Genomic DNA, 13901 nt, shown 5'->3' with positions numbered 1-13901 from the left:
GTACGGGCCGCCGACCACGCCGGACGGCATACGCGAGCGGTCGTTCCGTGCGCCACCCTCCCCAGGACGGCTCCGGCGGGGCAGGATGAGCCCGTGACGACGACGGTGCCGATGCTGTCGGTGTCGGACGGCGTGGCCACGATCCGGCTCGCGCGACCCGACGCCGGCAACGCCGTGGACCTGCCGACCGCGATCGCGCTGCGCGACGCGGTCGGCGCGGTCGCGAGCGCCTCCGGACCGGTGCACGTCGTCGTCCTCCGGGCCGACGGCCGGCTCTTCTGCGCCGGCGGCGACGTGCGCGCCATGGCCGCGGCACCAGAGCGCCGGGCCTTCGTCGCCGAGCTGGCGGAGGTGCTGCACGAGACGCTCGTGGCCCTGCGCGCCCTGCCCGTCCCCGTCGTCGCGGTGGTCCAGGGCGCCGCAGCCGGAGCCGGTGTCGGCCTGGTCCTCGCCTCCGACGTCGTGCTCGCGGCCGACCACGCGACGTTCGTCGCTGCCTACCCCGGCGTCGGACTGTCGCCCGACTGCGGCGTCAGCGCCCTGCTGCCCGGCGCGGTCGGCGCTCGCCGGGCCGCCCTCTTCCTGCTGACCGGCGCCCCCATCGACGCGGCGACCGCGCTCGACTGGGGTCTCGTCACCGAGGTGTGCCCCGCCCCGGACCTCGACGCCCGCGCCGGCGAGGTCGTCGCCGCGATCGCCGCCCTTCCTCGCGAGGCGGTCGGCGAGGCGGCCCGCCTGCTGCGCCTGGCCGGTGAGCGGCCGTATGCCGTCCAGCTCGCCGACGAGGCGGCGACCATCGCGCGACTCGCCGGAGGCGCCGAGGCGGGAGCCCTCCTCGAGTCCTTCGCCGCGCCCGCCCACCGACCCGACCGGCCTCGCGAACGCCCGAACCCCGGAGACACCCCATGAGCGCCAGCACCGCGCAGATCACCTCGAGCACCGTCGACGACGTCGTCCGCCGCAGCGCCGCGCGGCATCCGGAGCGGGTCGCGCTCGTCTTCGACGACCGCACGTGGACGTATGCCGCCCTCGACGACGCCGTGTCCCGCGCGGCCGCGCACCTGCTCGGTCTCGGGCTGACCGCCGGCGACCGCGTCGCGACGGTCGGGGTCAACTCCGACGCCTACCTGCTCGCCTACCTCGGCTGTGCCCGCGCGGGCCTCGTCCACGTCCCCGTCAACTACGCGCTGACCGGCCCCGAGCTGACCTACCTGCTCCGCGACTCGGGCGCGCGCGTCGCGCTCGTCGACGTGGCACTGCGCGACGGCGTCGAGGCCGTGCGCGCCGACACCGACCTCGAGCAGGTGCTGCTGCTCCACGGCGGGGACGACGCCGTGCTGCCGCGATGGAGTGAGGGCGACGTGCCCACGCTCGACGTCGGGACGCGCGACACCGACCTCGTCCAGCTGCTCTACACCTCGGGCACGACGTCCCAGCCCAAGGGCGCGATGATGACGCATCGGGCCCTCGTCCACGAGTACGTCTCCTGCATCGTCGGCCTCGACCTGCGCGAGGACGACGCCCCACTGCACTCCATGCCGCTCTACCACTCGGCCCAGATGCACGTCTTCCTCCTGCCCTACCTCGCCGTGGGGGCGACGAACCACCTGCTGCCCCGCCCCGACGTCGCGACGATCCTCGAGCGGGTCGCCACGCACCGCATCGGCTCGCTCTTCCTCGCCCCCACCGTCTGGGTGCCGCTCTCGAACCACCCGGCGCTCGAGACCGCCGACCTCGGCTCGCTCCGCAAGGCGTACTACGGCGCGTCGATCATGCCGGTCCCGGTGCGCGACCGGCTCCAGCAGCGCCTGCCCGGGCTCGGCTTCTGGAACTGCTTCGGGCAGTCCGAGATCGGCCCGCTCGCCACGGTGCTGCGGCCCGAGGAGCACGCCGAGCGACCCGAGGCGTGCGGCCGCACCGTGCTCTTCGTCGAGGCACGCGTCGTCGACCCCGAAGGCACCGACGTCCCCGCCGGGGAGTCGGGCGAGCTGCTCTACCGATCGCCGCAGCTGTGCACCGGCTACTGGAACAAGCAGGACGCGACGGCCGAGGCCTTCCGTGACGGGTGGTTCCACTCCGGCGACCTCGTCATCCGCGACGACGCCGGCTACCTCACCGTCGTCGACCGCATCAAGGACGTCATCAACACCGGCGGCGTCATGGTCGCCTCCCGCGAGGTCGAGGACGCGCTCTACACCCACCCGGCCGTCGCCGAGGTCGCCGTCATCGCGACCCCGCACGAGCGCTGGGTCGAGGCCGTCACCGCCGTCGTCGTCCTCCGCGACGGACAGACGGTGACCGAGACCGAGCTCGTCGACCATGCCCGCGCCAGTCTCGCGCCCTTCAAGCTGCCCAAGGCGATCCACTTCGTCGACGAGCTGCCCCGCAACCAGAGCGGCAAGCTGCTCAAGCGGGTGCTGCGTGACGACCTGGCTCAGGGGCCAGCCACGTCGTGACCGCGCGGGGGCGCCTTCAGACGGGCAGGACGGCATACGCGAGCCAAGCCGTCCAGGCCGCCCACGCGCCGAGGCCCGCCACGTTCGTGCGCGGGTGGAGCGTCAGCGCGGCGAGGAACTCGCGCACGAAGGCGCTCGGCACGAAGTACCAGGCCGTCGGGCCGCCGGTGACGTCGGCGTCGATGCCGAGGCGCCGGGCCAGCAGCGCCGCGCGGCCGACGTGGTAGTTGCTCGTCACGACGCGCAGGGGCCCGGTATCGCCGATCCCGCGCGACCGCAGGATCTCGCGTGAGAGCAGCAGGTTCTCCTCGGTCGTCGTCGCGCGGTCCTCGGTCGCGACCGACGCCTGGGGTATGCCGTGGGCCATGAGGTACGCGGTCATGGCCACCCCCTCGGACATCGGCTCGTCGTCGCCCTGCCCGCCGCTCGGCACGAGGAGGCACTCGTGGCCGCGGTCGCGCTCTGCCCGCCACGCGTCGGCGGCCGCGTCGAGCCGGTGGGCGAGCAGCTGCGGCACCGTGCCGCCCACGAGTCCCGAGCCGAGGACGACGACCGCCGCCGGCTCGGCGCGCGCACGGTGGCGCCGGTAGGTCAGGCAGTAGAGCGCGAAGCTGCCGAAGGCGAGCGCCGGGTAGCCGGGCAGGAGCAGGACGACGATCCCGAGGACCTCCGGCCCCGTCGGGGCGGCGGCGATCGCGCCGGCGGCACCGGAGCCGACGACGCCCGTCCCGACGGCCGTCGCGGTCAGGATCGCGATGCCGAGGAGCAGGGCGAGGACGTTGGTCAGACCCCGGCCCTGCGGGCGCAGCAGGCGCAGGCCGTTGCCGACGAAGAGGAGTCCCAGCACGACCGAGAGGACCTGCGGGAGCACGAGCACGTCCACCCCGAGCGCCGACAGCGCGGCCCAGAGGGCCCCGAGGAGCAGGACCCCGATCCGCCATCGGCGCGGGTCGGTGCGCGCGAGGTGGACCGCGAGGCCGAGGAGCACCACGACGAGGAGGAGGTCGAGGGCCGGGCGCATGCGACGAGCATGCCCTCCCGGAGGCCTCGTCGCGAAACCGGATGGTGGCCGGGGCGTCCCGGCGTGTCAGTCTCCCGACTGCACGAGACAGCCGGGGGCCGGCGCCCCGGCGGCCGGGAAGGCCCGGGCCAGCGTGTCGGCGATGCGCTTGCCGCGCTCGGTGTAGCCCCGCGTCGTGAAGTGGATCCCGTCGTCGACGAACCACGACCGGTGCACCTCGGTGCGCCAGTCGTAGACGCGCATGGTCGGGTAGCGGCTGCACGCGTCGAGCAGCGCCGCGTTCCACTTCTCCATCTCGCGGTCGGCGTAGGGCCCCGAGGTGTCGGTGGTCCGCACCGTCAGCCACAGCACGGGGTGGTTGCCGATCGGCCGCATCAGCAGGTCGATCCGGTCGGCGAGCGGCACGACACCCCCGACGTACTGGTTCGCGACCTCGTTGGTGCCCATCGCGAGGACCCAGCACCCGGCATACCCGTGCGTGGTCCGTGACGTCACGGCGCTCTCGGCGTTCGGCTGACCCCGGAACGTCTCGACGATCGAGCGCGCACCGAGGATGTCCGGCACGAAGCTCGTGACCCCGACGCGGGCGTACTGGGCGGGCAGCCGCGTCGCGGCACGCGGTTGGTATGCCGGGTCGACGAGGCCGACGGACGTCGAGTCCCCGACGTGGACGAGGGACGTGCACGACGTCCGCACCGGAGGGTGCGAGGGCGGCACGGTCGGTGACGTCGGTGACGAGTGTGAGGTCGGTGAGGTCGGGGACTGCGGTGACGTCGGTGACGCGGGTGGGGACGTCGCGGTCGCGGCGGTCGTCGGCGGCACGGGCGGGTCGCCCGGGTCGAGCGCCCGGTCGTCCGCCCGTCCCCCGCCGACGAGCGCGGCTGCGCTGAGCGAGGTGACGGAGACAAGGGCCAGGGCGATCGTGCCAGCGGCGACGGCCGGCATCGACGGCACGGCGCGCGGCAGGTCGCCGGGTCGCGGCCGTCGCGGGCGGAGGGCGCGCCGGAAGCCGCGCCGGCGGATGGGGTCCTCGACGAGGTTCCACGACAGCGTCGCGAGCAGCAGCGTCAGCCCGAGCTGGAGCGCGCCCCGGAGCCCGTCATGCCCCCGCAGCACGTCCGGGCCGGTCAGGGCGACGACGGGCAGGTGCCAGAGGTAGATGCCGTACGAGCGCTCGCCGACCCAGCGCAGGGGCCGGACCCCGAGCAGGCGGCCGAGTCGTGACCGCGGGTGCGACACGACCGCGACGAGGCCGGCCGTGGCGAGGGACAGCAGCAGCAGTCCACCGCGGTAGAGCGACAGCGAGTACTCGTCCGTGAGCGTCATGAGGGCGAGGACGACGACGAGACAGCCGACGCCGACGGCGTCGAGAGCCCGACGGTCCTTCCGCTCGGGCAGTGGTGGCAGTGCGCCGCGACGCCAGACGAGGGCCACGGCTGCGCCGACGAGGAGTCCTCCGGCCCGCGCGTCGGTGCCCTCGTAGGCCCGCGTGTTGTCGAAGCCCGGCACGGCGAGGAGCCAGAGGAGCACGAACGACGCGAGGGCGAGCACCGTCGTCAGTGTCGCGACGCCACGCAGCCGACCCCGCACGACGACGAGGAGTCCGAGCATGAGCACGGGCCAGACGACGTAGAACTGCTCCTCGACGGCGAGGGACCAGAGGTGGTCGAAGGGCCCCGGCCCGCTGAACCGCTGGAAGTAGGACTCGCCGTCCGAGATCGTCTTCCAGTTGCTCACGTAGAGCAGGGCGGCCACGGATTCGGTCAGGCGCTCACCCGCGGCGTCGGGGTGCGTGACGACGGAGACGAACGACACGACGACGAGCACCACGACGACGGCCGGAAGCAGCCGACGGGCCCGGTGCACGTAGAAGCGGCCGAGTCCGACGGTCCGCGTGCGTTCCCAGCCGGCGACGAGGACGCCCGTGATGAGGAAGCCGCTGAGCGTGAAGAAGACTCCGACCCCGAGCAGCCCTCCGCCGAGGGCCGGCACCCCGAGGTGGTAGCCGACGACAGCCGCCACCGCGAGGGCACGAACTCCGTCGAGCCCCGGCACGTAGGCGGTCGGGCGTTCTGTCGGTCTGGGCATCGGGTCCGCCAGAGGTCGCCGGGATGCCGAGGACCCCGGATGCCAGCAGGCTAGGTCGCACCGCCTCGCGGGTCGTCGACGTGCGCGGCGAACGCGGTTCGGGCGATTCCGGGAGAACGGTGCACCGAGGATGTGACGCCCACGAGCCCGACGAAAGGCGCATTTCCTGTCGAATCGACAGGATTCACGGGGATCTTCGCCCCCACAGGGCACCCCGCGTCCCGTAGCGTGTCCTACTGGAAGGGCCGGGATTGACTGCCACTCCACCCCTCCCTCACGGCTTGGCAGTCAGGTGGGGTCCGGCCCTTCCACCTCCCAGGCGACAGCCGGAGTCAGCGCGCTCGCGAGCACCCGGCGAGGACCCGAGCGATCTGCGCCTTCTCCGCCGCGGTGACCCAGAGGCGGTAGCGCGACTTCACGGCGACCTGACGCGCGACGTAGGTGCAGCGGTAGGCCTTGTTCGGAGGCAGCCACGACGCGGCGTCCGCGTCACGCTTGGCGCTGTTCGTCGGGCCGTCGACGGCGAGCAGGTTGAGCGGGTCGTTCGCGAGCGTCCTGCGCTCGGTCGCCGTCAGCTGCTGCGCACCCGTGACCCAGGCATCGCCGAGGGCGACGACGTGGTCGATCTGCACCTTCGACGACGTGGCGCGTCCCCGGACGAAGGTGATGGTGCGCCCGGTGTAGGGATCCGCGAGCGTGCCTGAGACGACGACACACCCGCGTGTGCCGGCCTTCAACCGTTCGGCGACGAGGTCGCGGCGCAGCACGTCGTTGCGGGTGTCGCAGCCGTTGTGCCCGAGGCTCACGTCGACGTCGTCGCTCCAGGCGGGGCCGAAGGCGTCCCGGTCGTAGCCGGTCTTGGGGGCCCGGCCCTTGACCGGGAGGCCGTCGAGCGTCGTGAGCGCCGCGCGCGCCAGCGCGGGCGTCAGGGTCGGGCCGGGGGACGGCCTGGAGCTCGCGGTGGGTCCGCCTGCCGCACTGCCGGGCACGACGCGGGTCGGGGCGTGCGGGACGCCGGCGCCGGGCGACGGCAGCGGAAGGCCGCAGCCGGCGAGCGCCACGCCCGCGGCGACGAGAACGGCCAGGAGCGGGGGCAAGGAGCGAGCAGGCACGATCGGCAACCTTGCCACACAATGGAATTGGGAGGCATGCGGCTCGCCGAGACGGCTGGCCCCGGGTGTCGGGTGTGGCCGAGCGCGTCGGCCACACCCGACGCGTCACTGGCAGCAGGCGTTGTAGCCGCGGTCCATCCAGAACTGGGTGGGCACCGGGTTCACGAGCGTCGTGTCGCTGCTGAAGGTCGCCGCGGTCTGGCGCCCGGGGCGCATCTCGACGTGGGTGTGCGTGGCAGGGGCGCCGCGAGCTGCCTCGTCGCCGATCTTCTGGCCCTTCGAGATCGACTGCCCCACCGCGAAGCCCAATGGGTTGAGGTGGAGGTAGATGACGGTCTTGTCGTAGGTGGCGCTGTAGACCGCGAGCGTGGACAGCGCATCCGTCGCGTCGCTGCCCTCGGTCACCCGGGTCACCGTGCCGCCGAGGACGGCGAAGACGTCGGCGCCGGACTGGTAGGCGACATCGATGCCCTCGTGTCGCCCCGGGGTGTTGAGGTAGCCGTCGAACCACGCCGTCACGCGTGCACCCGACGAGTGGTAGACGCCGTACTCGAACGCGTCGTTGGTGGCGAAGCCGACGATGTGGCCGGCATTCTCGTTCTTCAGCTCCGGACGCAGGTCCGCCTTGACGCCCGGGTCGACCGAGTCGATGGCCCCGGAGTAGCCGCTCCGGTAGAAGACCGTCGCCACGGCGGCCTCCCGGTTCCAGACCGACGCGGCGTTGTTCTTGACGCACTGCCCCTGGCCGTTGCCCGCCGAGACGAAGGTGACGCACCCGGACCCGGTGCCGTAGTCGGACTGGCTGTTCGCGAGGTCGACGAGCGACCCGCCGTTGCCGGAGTTGTAGTAGAGGCAGAACTCGCCCGTCTCGCAGACGCCGTTGCGCGCCGTGGCGGCCTGCGCGGCGGGTGCCGAAGCCACGACGGCCCCGGCGAGCGCGGCCGGCGCGCCGGAAGGCGGGGAGCACTCCCCATCGGCGGGCCGTCGGCAGACCGAGACCGGTCAGCGGCGCGCGATCGTCACAGTGCGGACGCCGTGCAGGTGCAGGTCGGTGCGGTGGAGCAGACCGTGGGGTCCGTCGTCGTCGAGCAGGGCCTCGAGCGTGCGGTGGTCCTCGGCGTCCAGCCGGTCGGTGAGGCCGTGCGCGAGCCGGTCGAACCAGGCTCGGGCGTAGCGGCCGGCGTGCGGATGGTCCGGCGAGCGCTCGTCGATGACGACGTCGTGCTCGTCGACGACGGTCCACCCCGCCTCGCCGAGCACCTCGCCCCAGGACGCGCCGATGGTGGGCAGCACCTCGGCGTGCACGGCGGAGAGCACGCCGAGCGCCCGGCCCTCGAAGCCGGGACGGCCGAGACCGGGGTCGTCGGGCAGGAAGCGCAGCGGTTCGTCGAACTCGGCCACCGCGACCAGACCCCCGTCGCGGGTAGTCCGTCGAAGGTCGGCGAGAGCGCGGTTCGGGTCGGCGAGGTGGTGCAGTGACATCGAGGCCCAGGTGAGGTCGATCGGGTCCAGGTCGGGCCATCCGGCATCGAGGTCGGCCACGACGGTGCGGACGCGGTCGCCCACGCCGGCGGCCCTCGCCTTGGCGTCGACGCGAGCCAGGGCGAGCTCGGAGACGTCCACGGCGACGACCTCTGCGTGCGGCAGCCGGCGCGCCAGTCCGAGCGTGCCGGTGCCCGTGCCGGCACCGAGGTCGACCACGCGGGCGGGCGCGCCCTGCTCGTCGGCCGGCGAGGACGCCAGGGCCGCGGTGACGCGGTCGAGCGCCGCGTCCCAGTAGCCCCGGAGCACGTCGCCGTCGAGGTCGAGCAGGTCGGCGCCCTCGACCTCGGACGCCAGGTCGTCGTGGCTGTGGCCGTCGTGGTCAGCGTGTCCGTGGTGGGCGGCGTGACCGGCGGGGGCGGGGGCGTCTCCGTGCTGTGCGTGCGACATACGTGTCACGGTAGGACACCGTTGCGCATACGGCATACGATCTTGCCGATGACGCAAGAACTCGATCTCGACGCAGTGATCCGCGCCCGCATCCGCGGCCTCCGCGTCGCTCGCGGGTGGTCCCTCGACGCCCTCGCCGGCCGGTGCGGCCTCAGCCCGTCGACGCTGAGCCGGATCGAGACCGGCCACCGCCGGATCGCCATCGACCAGCTGGGTCCGATCGCCCGCGCGCTCGGCACGACCATCGACGAGCTCGTCGACCTCGCGAGCGACGACGACGTCGTCATCCACCCGCGCCGGGACACGACCCAGGGGCGCACGACGTGGTTGCTGACGCGTGAGGACGAGCCGCACGGTCTGGTCGTGGCCAAGATGCGGATCACGGCCACGCGCCACAGCGGCCGGCTGGGCGTGCACCCGGGTCACGAGTGGTTCACCGTGCTGTCGGGGACGGCTCGGCTGCACCTCGGCGAGCGCGTCGTGCTCGTCGAGGAGGGCCAGTCGGCGCAGTTCTCGACGATGGTCCCGCACGCCATCACCGCCGATGACGAGCCGGTGGAGGTCATCCTCGTGCTCGACCGCGACGGACGGCGCGCCCACCTCGACGTCGCAGCGGGCGAGGCGCCCGCGTAGCCCTCAGGACTGGGTGCGCAGGTAGCGGCCGAAGTGGGGCACCGTGAAGGCGATGAGGCCGCGCTCGCCGGAGTAGATGAGGCCCTTCTTGATGAGGGCGTCGCGCGCCGGCGAGAGCGACTGCGGCTTGCGCCCCAGCACCTCCGCCACGGCGGACGTCGGCACGGCGTCGCGCTCGGTCACCCCGTCGCGGACGTATGCCGTCTCGTCCGCGATCGCTGCGTCGCCCCCCTCCGTGTCCCCCTCCCCCGCAGGCGCGTTGACGAGGGCCGCGTCGGCCATGGCCCGGAGGTACTCGCGCTCGGCGGGCGTCGCCCGCTCGAAGCGTGAGCCGAAGAAGCCGACGGCGAGCTCTGACTCGGCCTCGGGCACCGCGACCCGGATGTCCTGGGCCGTCACTGGTGAGGAGGGCGCGACGTCCCACACGACCTTGCCGTAGGCCTGGATGAAGTACGGGTAGCCCGCCGTCACGGCATACATCTCGTCGAGCGCCTCGGGCGTGAACTCGCACCCCTCCTCGGTGGCCGGCCCGACGAGGGCGCGGTCGGCGGAGTCGCGAGGCAGCCGGTCGATGCGCGAGTAGCGGAAGAGCCTCTCGGAGTAGGACTTCGAGGCAGAGAGCACCGTGGGCAGGTGGGGCAGGCCGGCACCGACGACGATGACGGGCAGGCCCGACTGCGAGATCTCGTGGCACGCCGCGCAGAGCGCCGACACGTCGTCCGGGTCGAGGTCCTGCATCTCGTCGATGAAGACGGCGACGCCCTTGCCGACGTCGGCTGCGAGGCCACCGATATCGGTGAAGAGCTCGACGAGGTCGATCTCGATGTCGCCCGAGTCGGCGCGGCCGGTGACGGCCGGGACGTCGATGCCCGGCTGCCACTTGTCACGCAGCTTCGCGCCCGTCGGGGCGTCGCGCAGCGCGAAGGCCTTGATGATGCCGAGCACGTGGTCGACGTCCTCGCTGCGCGGGTGACCGAGCTCGCGCACGGCCTGGTGCGCGGCCGCGGCAAGCGGTCGCCGCAGCCGCTGATCGGGGCGGGCCTCGAACTTGCCGGTGCCCCAGTCGGCCCGCACGGCCGAGCTGCGCAGGGCGTTGAGCAGGACGGTCTTGCCGACGCCGCGCAGGCCGGTGAGGACGATCGAGCGCTCGGAGCGTCCGCGGGCGATGCGCTCGAGCACGACGTCGAAGGTGCGCAGCTGCTCGTCACGGCCGGCGAGCTCGGGTGGGCGCTGGCCCGCCCCCGGGGCGTACGGGTTCGTGATCGGGTCCACGATCGGAGGCTATACGCATCTCTACCGAAAACCTGAGACATCCCGATCGGCCCTGATCGGCGCGTCGTCCGAACGCCGGGGCGAAGCGTGAGGCCGACACCGACTCCATGGATACCGAAGTCATTTGATTCGGATTCCACTGAATTCAGGCATGAAAAAGCGCCGTTCCGCACGGTCAGGGGTGGTCATGCGGAACGGCGCGTTGCGACTATAACGCGCTCTGGGGCGAAACGGTCAACTGATCGAAGAGATTTCAAAAACTTCGTCGGGGTGCGCGATCGCGTCCTGCTCGGCCACGAGCAGCATCTCGTCCGAGCCGCTCGCGTGGGTGCGCTCGAGCACGGCATACATCGTCGCCGCGGTGCGGCGCAGGGCCACCTCCGGGCCGTCGGTCAGGTGGTGCGCGAGGAAGACCGCAGCGGTCACGTCACCACCGCCGCGCACCGTCATCGGCAGCATCGGGGTCGTCACGACCCAGGCGTCGTCGGCGGTGACGCACGCCATCTGGATCGAGCCCTCAGGCGTGTCGGAGGTCAGCGCGCTCGTCACGAGGACGACGCTCGGCCCCTGCGCGACGAGCTCGCGCGCCGCGGCGACGAGGTCGGCCTGCGTCGACACCGGGCGACCGACGAGGAACTCGAGCTCGAACTGGTTGGGCGTGACGATGTCGGCCCTCGGCACGACGTGGTCGCGCATGTACTCGGGGATGCCCTCGCGCACGAAGAAGCCGCGGCCGACGTCGCCCATGACCGGGTCACAGCAGTAGACCGCGGCGGGGTTGGCCGCCTTGACCCGTGCGACGGCGTCGAGGACGACCTCGCCGACCGCCTCGGCGCCCTGGTAGCCGGACAGCACCGCGTCGATGGCCGGGAAGGCTCCACGCTCCTCGACACCGTCGATGACGGCCGCGACGTCGGCAGGCGCGATGAGCGGGCCTCGCGTCGAGCCGTAGCCGGTGTGGTTGGAGAAGGTGACTGTGAGCACGGGATAGACCTCGTGCCCGAGCCGCTGGAGCGGGAAGACCGCGGCCGAGTTGCCGGCGTGACCGTAGGCGACGTGGGACTGGATCGACAGGATCTTCACGGCCTCCACCCTAGCCGCTTGTCTTTACGATCTATTTCTAGTGATACTAGAACTATGTTGTGGCAGGTGGACCCCACGTCGAGCACGGCGTTGCACGTGCAGGTGGCCGCCTGCGTCCGACGCGAGATGGCCTCCGGACGCCTCGCGAAGGGCGACCGCCTGCCCTCGGCCAAGGAGGTCGCCGCCGTGCTCGACGTCAACCTCCACACGGTGCTCCGCGCCTACCAGTCCCTCCGGGACGAGGGGCTCATCGACCTGCGCCGCGGGCGGGGGGCCGTCGTCAGCGCCTCCGACCCCGGAGGTGACGCGCGGCTGCGCACCCTCGTCGCCGAGCTCGTCGCCGAGGCGCGGCTCGTCGGCGCCACCCCTGCCGACCTCACCCGACTCATCGAGAGCGAGTTCCAGCGATGACCACCGACCGCCGCCCCACCCACGCCCTCATCGCGAGCGCCGCGCTGGCTCCCGTCGTGGCCGCGGTCGGCACCGGGCTGGCGTATGCCGTCCGCGACCTGGTGCCGGACCCCGTGGCCGTCCACTGGGGCCTGCACGGCGAGCCGGACCGCTGGCAGCCCTTCGGGGCGGCCGTCGTCACCGCGGCCGTCATCACGATGGTGATGCCACTGGCCCTCGTCGGCCTCGGCGCGCTCATGCACCGCTCCGCCCGGGGTCCCCTCGCCGCCGTCGCCGGTGGCCTCGCCGTGTTCCTCGGCGGCGTGCTCTTCGGTGGCCTCGTCGCGCAGCGGCCGGGACAGGTCCCGCAGGCGTTCCCGCCGCAGTGGGCCGTGCCGACACTCTTGCTGACCGCCCTCGTCGCCGTCGGGCTCTGGCGCTGGGGACGCCCGACGCCACCCGAGGTCACCGGCGCCCGCGAGCCCCTGCCCGCCGACGCGCCTCGGCTCGACGTCACGCCGACGACCCGGCTCGCGTGGACGGGGCGGGCGAGCCTGCGCGTCGGCCCGACGCTGGCTCTCGCCGTCGTCGTCGCGCTACCGCTCGTCTGGGTGGCGCTCGCCGGGTTCGCCTGGGTCTGGCTGCTGGCGCTCGCCCTCGGGGCTCTCCTGGCTCTCACCCTCTCGGCGCGCGTCACGGTCGACACCTCCGGCCTGCGGGTCTCGAGCGCCGGGCTCTCGTGGTCGCGCGTGCCGCTCGAGCGGGTGGCGTCGGCCGGGACGACGACCGTCTCCCCGTTGCGCGAGTTCGGCGGCTGGGGCTGGCGGATCGGCGTCGACGGCCGGCGTGGCTACGTCACCCGCGCCGGCGAGGCGCTGGTCGTGCACCGCATCGGCGAGCCCGACGTCGTCGTCACGGTCGACGACGCCGACGAGGCCGCCGCCGTGCTCAACACCCTCGCCGCCCGCGTGGGATGACGAGGTCCCGTGTCAGGATGGACGGCATGAGCATCCCCACGACGACCGTGTCCGAGCTGCCCGACGACGCCGTCCTCGTCGACGTCCGCGAGGCCGACGAGTGGGCCGCTGGCCACGCCCCCAACGCCATCCACATCCCCCTCGCGGAGCTGCCGGCACGCATCGACGAGCTGCCCGAGACCGACGACACCGTCGCCATCGTCTGCCGGATGGGCGGCCGGTCGGCCCGCGCGGTCCAGTGGCTCGTGCACCAGGGCTACGACGTCGCCAACGTCGAGGGCGGGATGCTCGAGTGGGAGCGGGCCGGCAAGCAGCTCAGCGCGGACGGCGACCCCACCATCATCTGACTCGGGGCGATTCGTCCGGTTCACACCCGCACGCGCCTTCTCCGTGTAACGCTGTCGCTCCTGACGGGTCTCACCAGTGACCGACCCGCCGAGCCAGGAGCACCCGGACCATGGACGACCGTCGACCCGATCCCACGCAGGACACCTGGTCGCAGTGGCTGCCCGACCTCGACTCGCCGGATGCCACGGCCACTTCCGCCCCGAGCGCCTCGAGCGCGCCGGTGATGCAGCCGCCCGTCCCCCTGCCGCCGCCTGCAGGCCGGGTCGACCCGCTGCCGTACGCCGCCGCCCCCATCGCCGAGTGGGTCGGCCCCCGCAGCGGCCAGGCACCGCCACCCCCCACCCGCCTCGGCTGGGCGATCCTGTGCACGATCTGCTGCTTCACGCCCTTCGGGATCGTCGCGATCATCAAGTCCACCCAGGTCAACCCGAAGTGGGCCCTCGGCGACTGGGACGGGGCGCGGGCCGCCTCACGGTCGGTCAAGACGTGGTGCCTGCTCGCCGCTGCCATCTCACCGGGGCCTCGATGCTGCTCTTCGCGTGCTCCTCGGTCGGGCACATGACCGACTCCCTGTAGGTCGGTCCCTGAG

14 protein-coding genes are annotated in these 13901 nt (G+C 73.1%); 7 read left to right on the top strand and 7 right to left on the bottom strand.

All coding sequences use genetic code 11. From position 1 onward, the window contains the following. Positions 1-93: 93 nt before the first annotated feature. A complete protein-coding gene (locus AB4Z14_RS04155; protein ID WP_442274081.1) occupies positions 94-909 on the top strand; it encodes an enoyl-CoA hydratase/isomerase family protein in 816 nt (271 codons plus the stop codon). Further along, positions 906-2456 (top strand): acyl-CoA synthetase, encoded by a 1551-nt coding sequence (locus AB4Z14_RS04150; RefSeq protein WP_442274080.1) that lies wholly within the window; start codon positions 906-908, stop codon positions 2454-2456. The genes AB4Z14_RS04155 and AB4Z14_RS04150 overlap by 4 nt, the downstream gene beginning before the upstream one ends. 16 nt (positions 2457-2472) lie before the next feature. On the opposite strand, the gene AB4Z14_RS04145 is transcribed toward AB4Z14_RS04150, so the two are convergent. The 5 genes from AB4Z14_RS04145 to AB4Z14_RS04125 all read right to left on the bottom strand — a co-directional run bounded on the left by AB4Z14_RS04145 (position 2473) and on the right by AB4Z14_RS04125 (position 8609). Continuing rightward, positions 2473-3477, bottom strand: coding sequence for a YdcF family protein (locus tag AB4Z14_RS04145; RefSeq protein ID WP_442274079.1), 1005 nt, complete (start codon positions 3475-3477; stop codon positions 2473-2475). Positions 3478-3543: 66 nt separating this feature from the next. After that, entirely contained in the window at positions 3544-5565 is a 2022-nt protein-coding gene (locus AB4Z14_RS04140) for an acyltransferase family protein (protein ID WP_442274078.1), read from the bottom strand. Positions 5566-5897: 332 nt separating this feature from the next. After that, positions 5898-6677, bottom strand: coding sequence for an HNH endonuclease family protein (locus AB4Z14_RS04135; protein WP_442274077.1), 780 nt, complete (start codon positions 6675-6677; stop codon positions 5898-5900). 105 nt (positions 6678-6782) lie between these two features. Further along, complete coding sequence (locus tag AB4Z14_RS04130) at positions 6783-7598, bottom strand: peptidase inhibitor family I36 protein (protein ID WP_442274076.1); 816 nt, start codon at positions 7596-7598, stop codon at positions 6783-6785. Positions 7599-7679: 81 nt separating this feature from the next. Further along, positions 7680-8609: a class I SAM-dependent methyltransferase gene (locus AB4Z14_RS04125; RefSeq protein WP_442274075.1), complete on the bottom strand. Its 930-nt coding sequence runs from the start codon at positions 8607-8609 to the stop codon at positions 7680-7682. 48 nt (positions 8610-8657) lie between these two features. Here AB4Z14_RS04125 and AB4Z14_RS04120 point away from each other — a divergent pair, with 48 nt between their 5' ends. Beyond that, a complete protein-coding gene (locus AB4Z14_RS04120) occupies positions 8658-9242 on the top strand; it encodes a helix-turn-helix domain-containing protein (protein WP_056775029.1) in 585 nt (194 codons plus the stop codon). 3 nt (positions 9243-9245) lie between these two features. Here AB4Z14_RS04120 and AB4Z14_RS04115 read toward each other — a convergent pair whose 3' ends face one another. Then, the gene (locus tag AB4Z14_RS04115) at positions 9246-10514 is read right to left on the bottom strand and encodes an ATP-binding protein (RefSeq protein ID WP_442274074.1); all 1269 of its coding nucleotides are present in this window, start codon (positions 10512-10514) and stop codon (positions 9246-9248) included. Positions 10515-10748: 234 nt separating this feature from the next. Further along, entirely contained in the window at positions 10749-11597 is an 849-nt protein-coding gene (gene pdxY, locus AB4Z14_RS04110) for a pyridoxal kinase PdxY (RefSeq protein ID WP_442274073.1), read from the bottom strand. A 54-nt stretch (positions 11598-11651) separates the two neighbouring features. Between pdxY and AB4Z14_RS04105 the strand changes: the two genes are divergently transcribed. From AB4Z14_RS04105 to AB4Z14_RS04090, 4 genes are all read left to right on the top strand, one after another. Then, entirely contained in the window at positions 11652-12008 is a 357-nt protein-coding gene (locus AB4Z14_RS04105) for a GntR family transcriptional regulator (protein WP_442274072.1), read from the top strand. Then, positions 12005-12964: a DUF1648 domain-containing protein gene (locus AB4Z14_RS04100; RefSeq protein ID WP_442274071.1), complete on the top strand. Its 960-nt coding sequence runs from the start codon at positions 12005-12007 to the stop codon at positions 12962-12964. Before AB4Z14_RS04105 ends, AB4Z14_RS04100 begins: the two co-directional genes overlap by 4 nt. Positions 12965-12981: 17 nt before the next feature. Further along, a complete protein-coding gene (locus tag AB4Z14_RS04095; protein ID WP_056775043.1) occupies positions 12982-13311 on the top strand; it encodes a rhodanese-like domain-containing protein in 330 nt (109 codons plus the stop codon). Positions 13312-13421: 110 nt separating this feature from the next. After that, the gene (locus AB4Z14_RS04090; RefSeq protein WP_442274070.1) at positions 13422-13874 is read left to right on the top strand and encodes a CD225/dispanin family protein; all 453 of its coding nucleotides are present in this window, start codon (positions 13422-13424) and stop codon (positions 13872-13874) included. The last annotated feature ends 27 nt before the right edge of the window (positions 13875-13901 follow it).

The sequence above is a fragment of the Terrabacter sp. 2TAF16 genome, from assembly GCF_052115065.1.
GTDB lineage: Bacteria > Actinomycetota > Actinomycetes > Actinomycetales > Dermatophilaceae > Terrabacter.
This window is presented reverse-complemented; position numbering and strand designations above follow the sequence as displayed.

Bases quoted from the DNA above. Each gene is read 5' to 3' on its own strand.
- AB4Z14_RS04140 (WP_442274078.1), bottom strand. From the start codon at position 5,565: ATGCCCAGACCGACAGAACGCCCGACCGCCTACGTGCCGGGGCTCGAC.
- AB4Z14_RS04145 (WP_442274079.1), bottom strand. From the start codon at position 3,477: ATGCGCCCGGCCCTCGACCTCCTCCTCGTCGTGGTGCTCCTCGGCCTC.
- AB4Z14_RS04095 (WP_056775043.1), top strand. From the start codon at position 12,982: ATGGACGGCATGAGCATCCCCACGACGACCGTGTCCGAGCTGCCCGAC.
- AB4Z14_RS04120 (WP_056775029.1), top strand. From the start codon at position 8,658: ATGACGCAAGAACTCGATCTCGACGCAGTGATCCGCGCCCGCATCCGC.
- AB4Z14_RS04105 (WP_442274072.1), top strand. From the start codon at position 11,652: ATGTTGTGGCAGGTGGACCCCACGTCGAGCACGGCGTTGCACGTGCAG.
- AB4Z14_RS04100 (WP_442274071.1), top strand. From the start codon at position 12,005: ATGACCACCGACCGCCGCCCCACCCACGCCCTCATCGCGAGCGCCGCG.
- AB4Z14_RS04090 (WP_442274070.1), top strand. From the start codon at position 13,422: ATGGACGACCGTCGACCCGATCCCACGCAGGACACCTGGTCGCAGTGG.
- AB4Z14_RS04150 (WP_442274080.1), top strand. From the start codon at position 906: ATGAGCGCCAGCACCGCGCAGATCACCTCGAGCACCGTCGACGACGTC.
- AB4Z14_RS04125 (WP_442274075.1), bottom strand. From the start codon at position 8,609: ATGTCGCACGCACAGCACGGAGACGCCCCCGCCCCCGCCGGTCACGCC.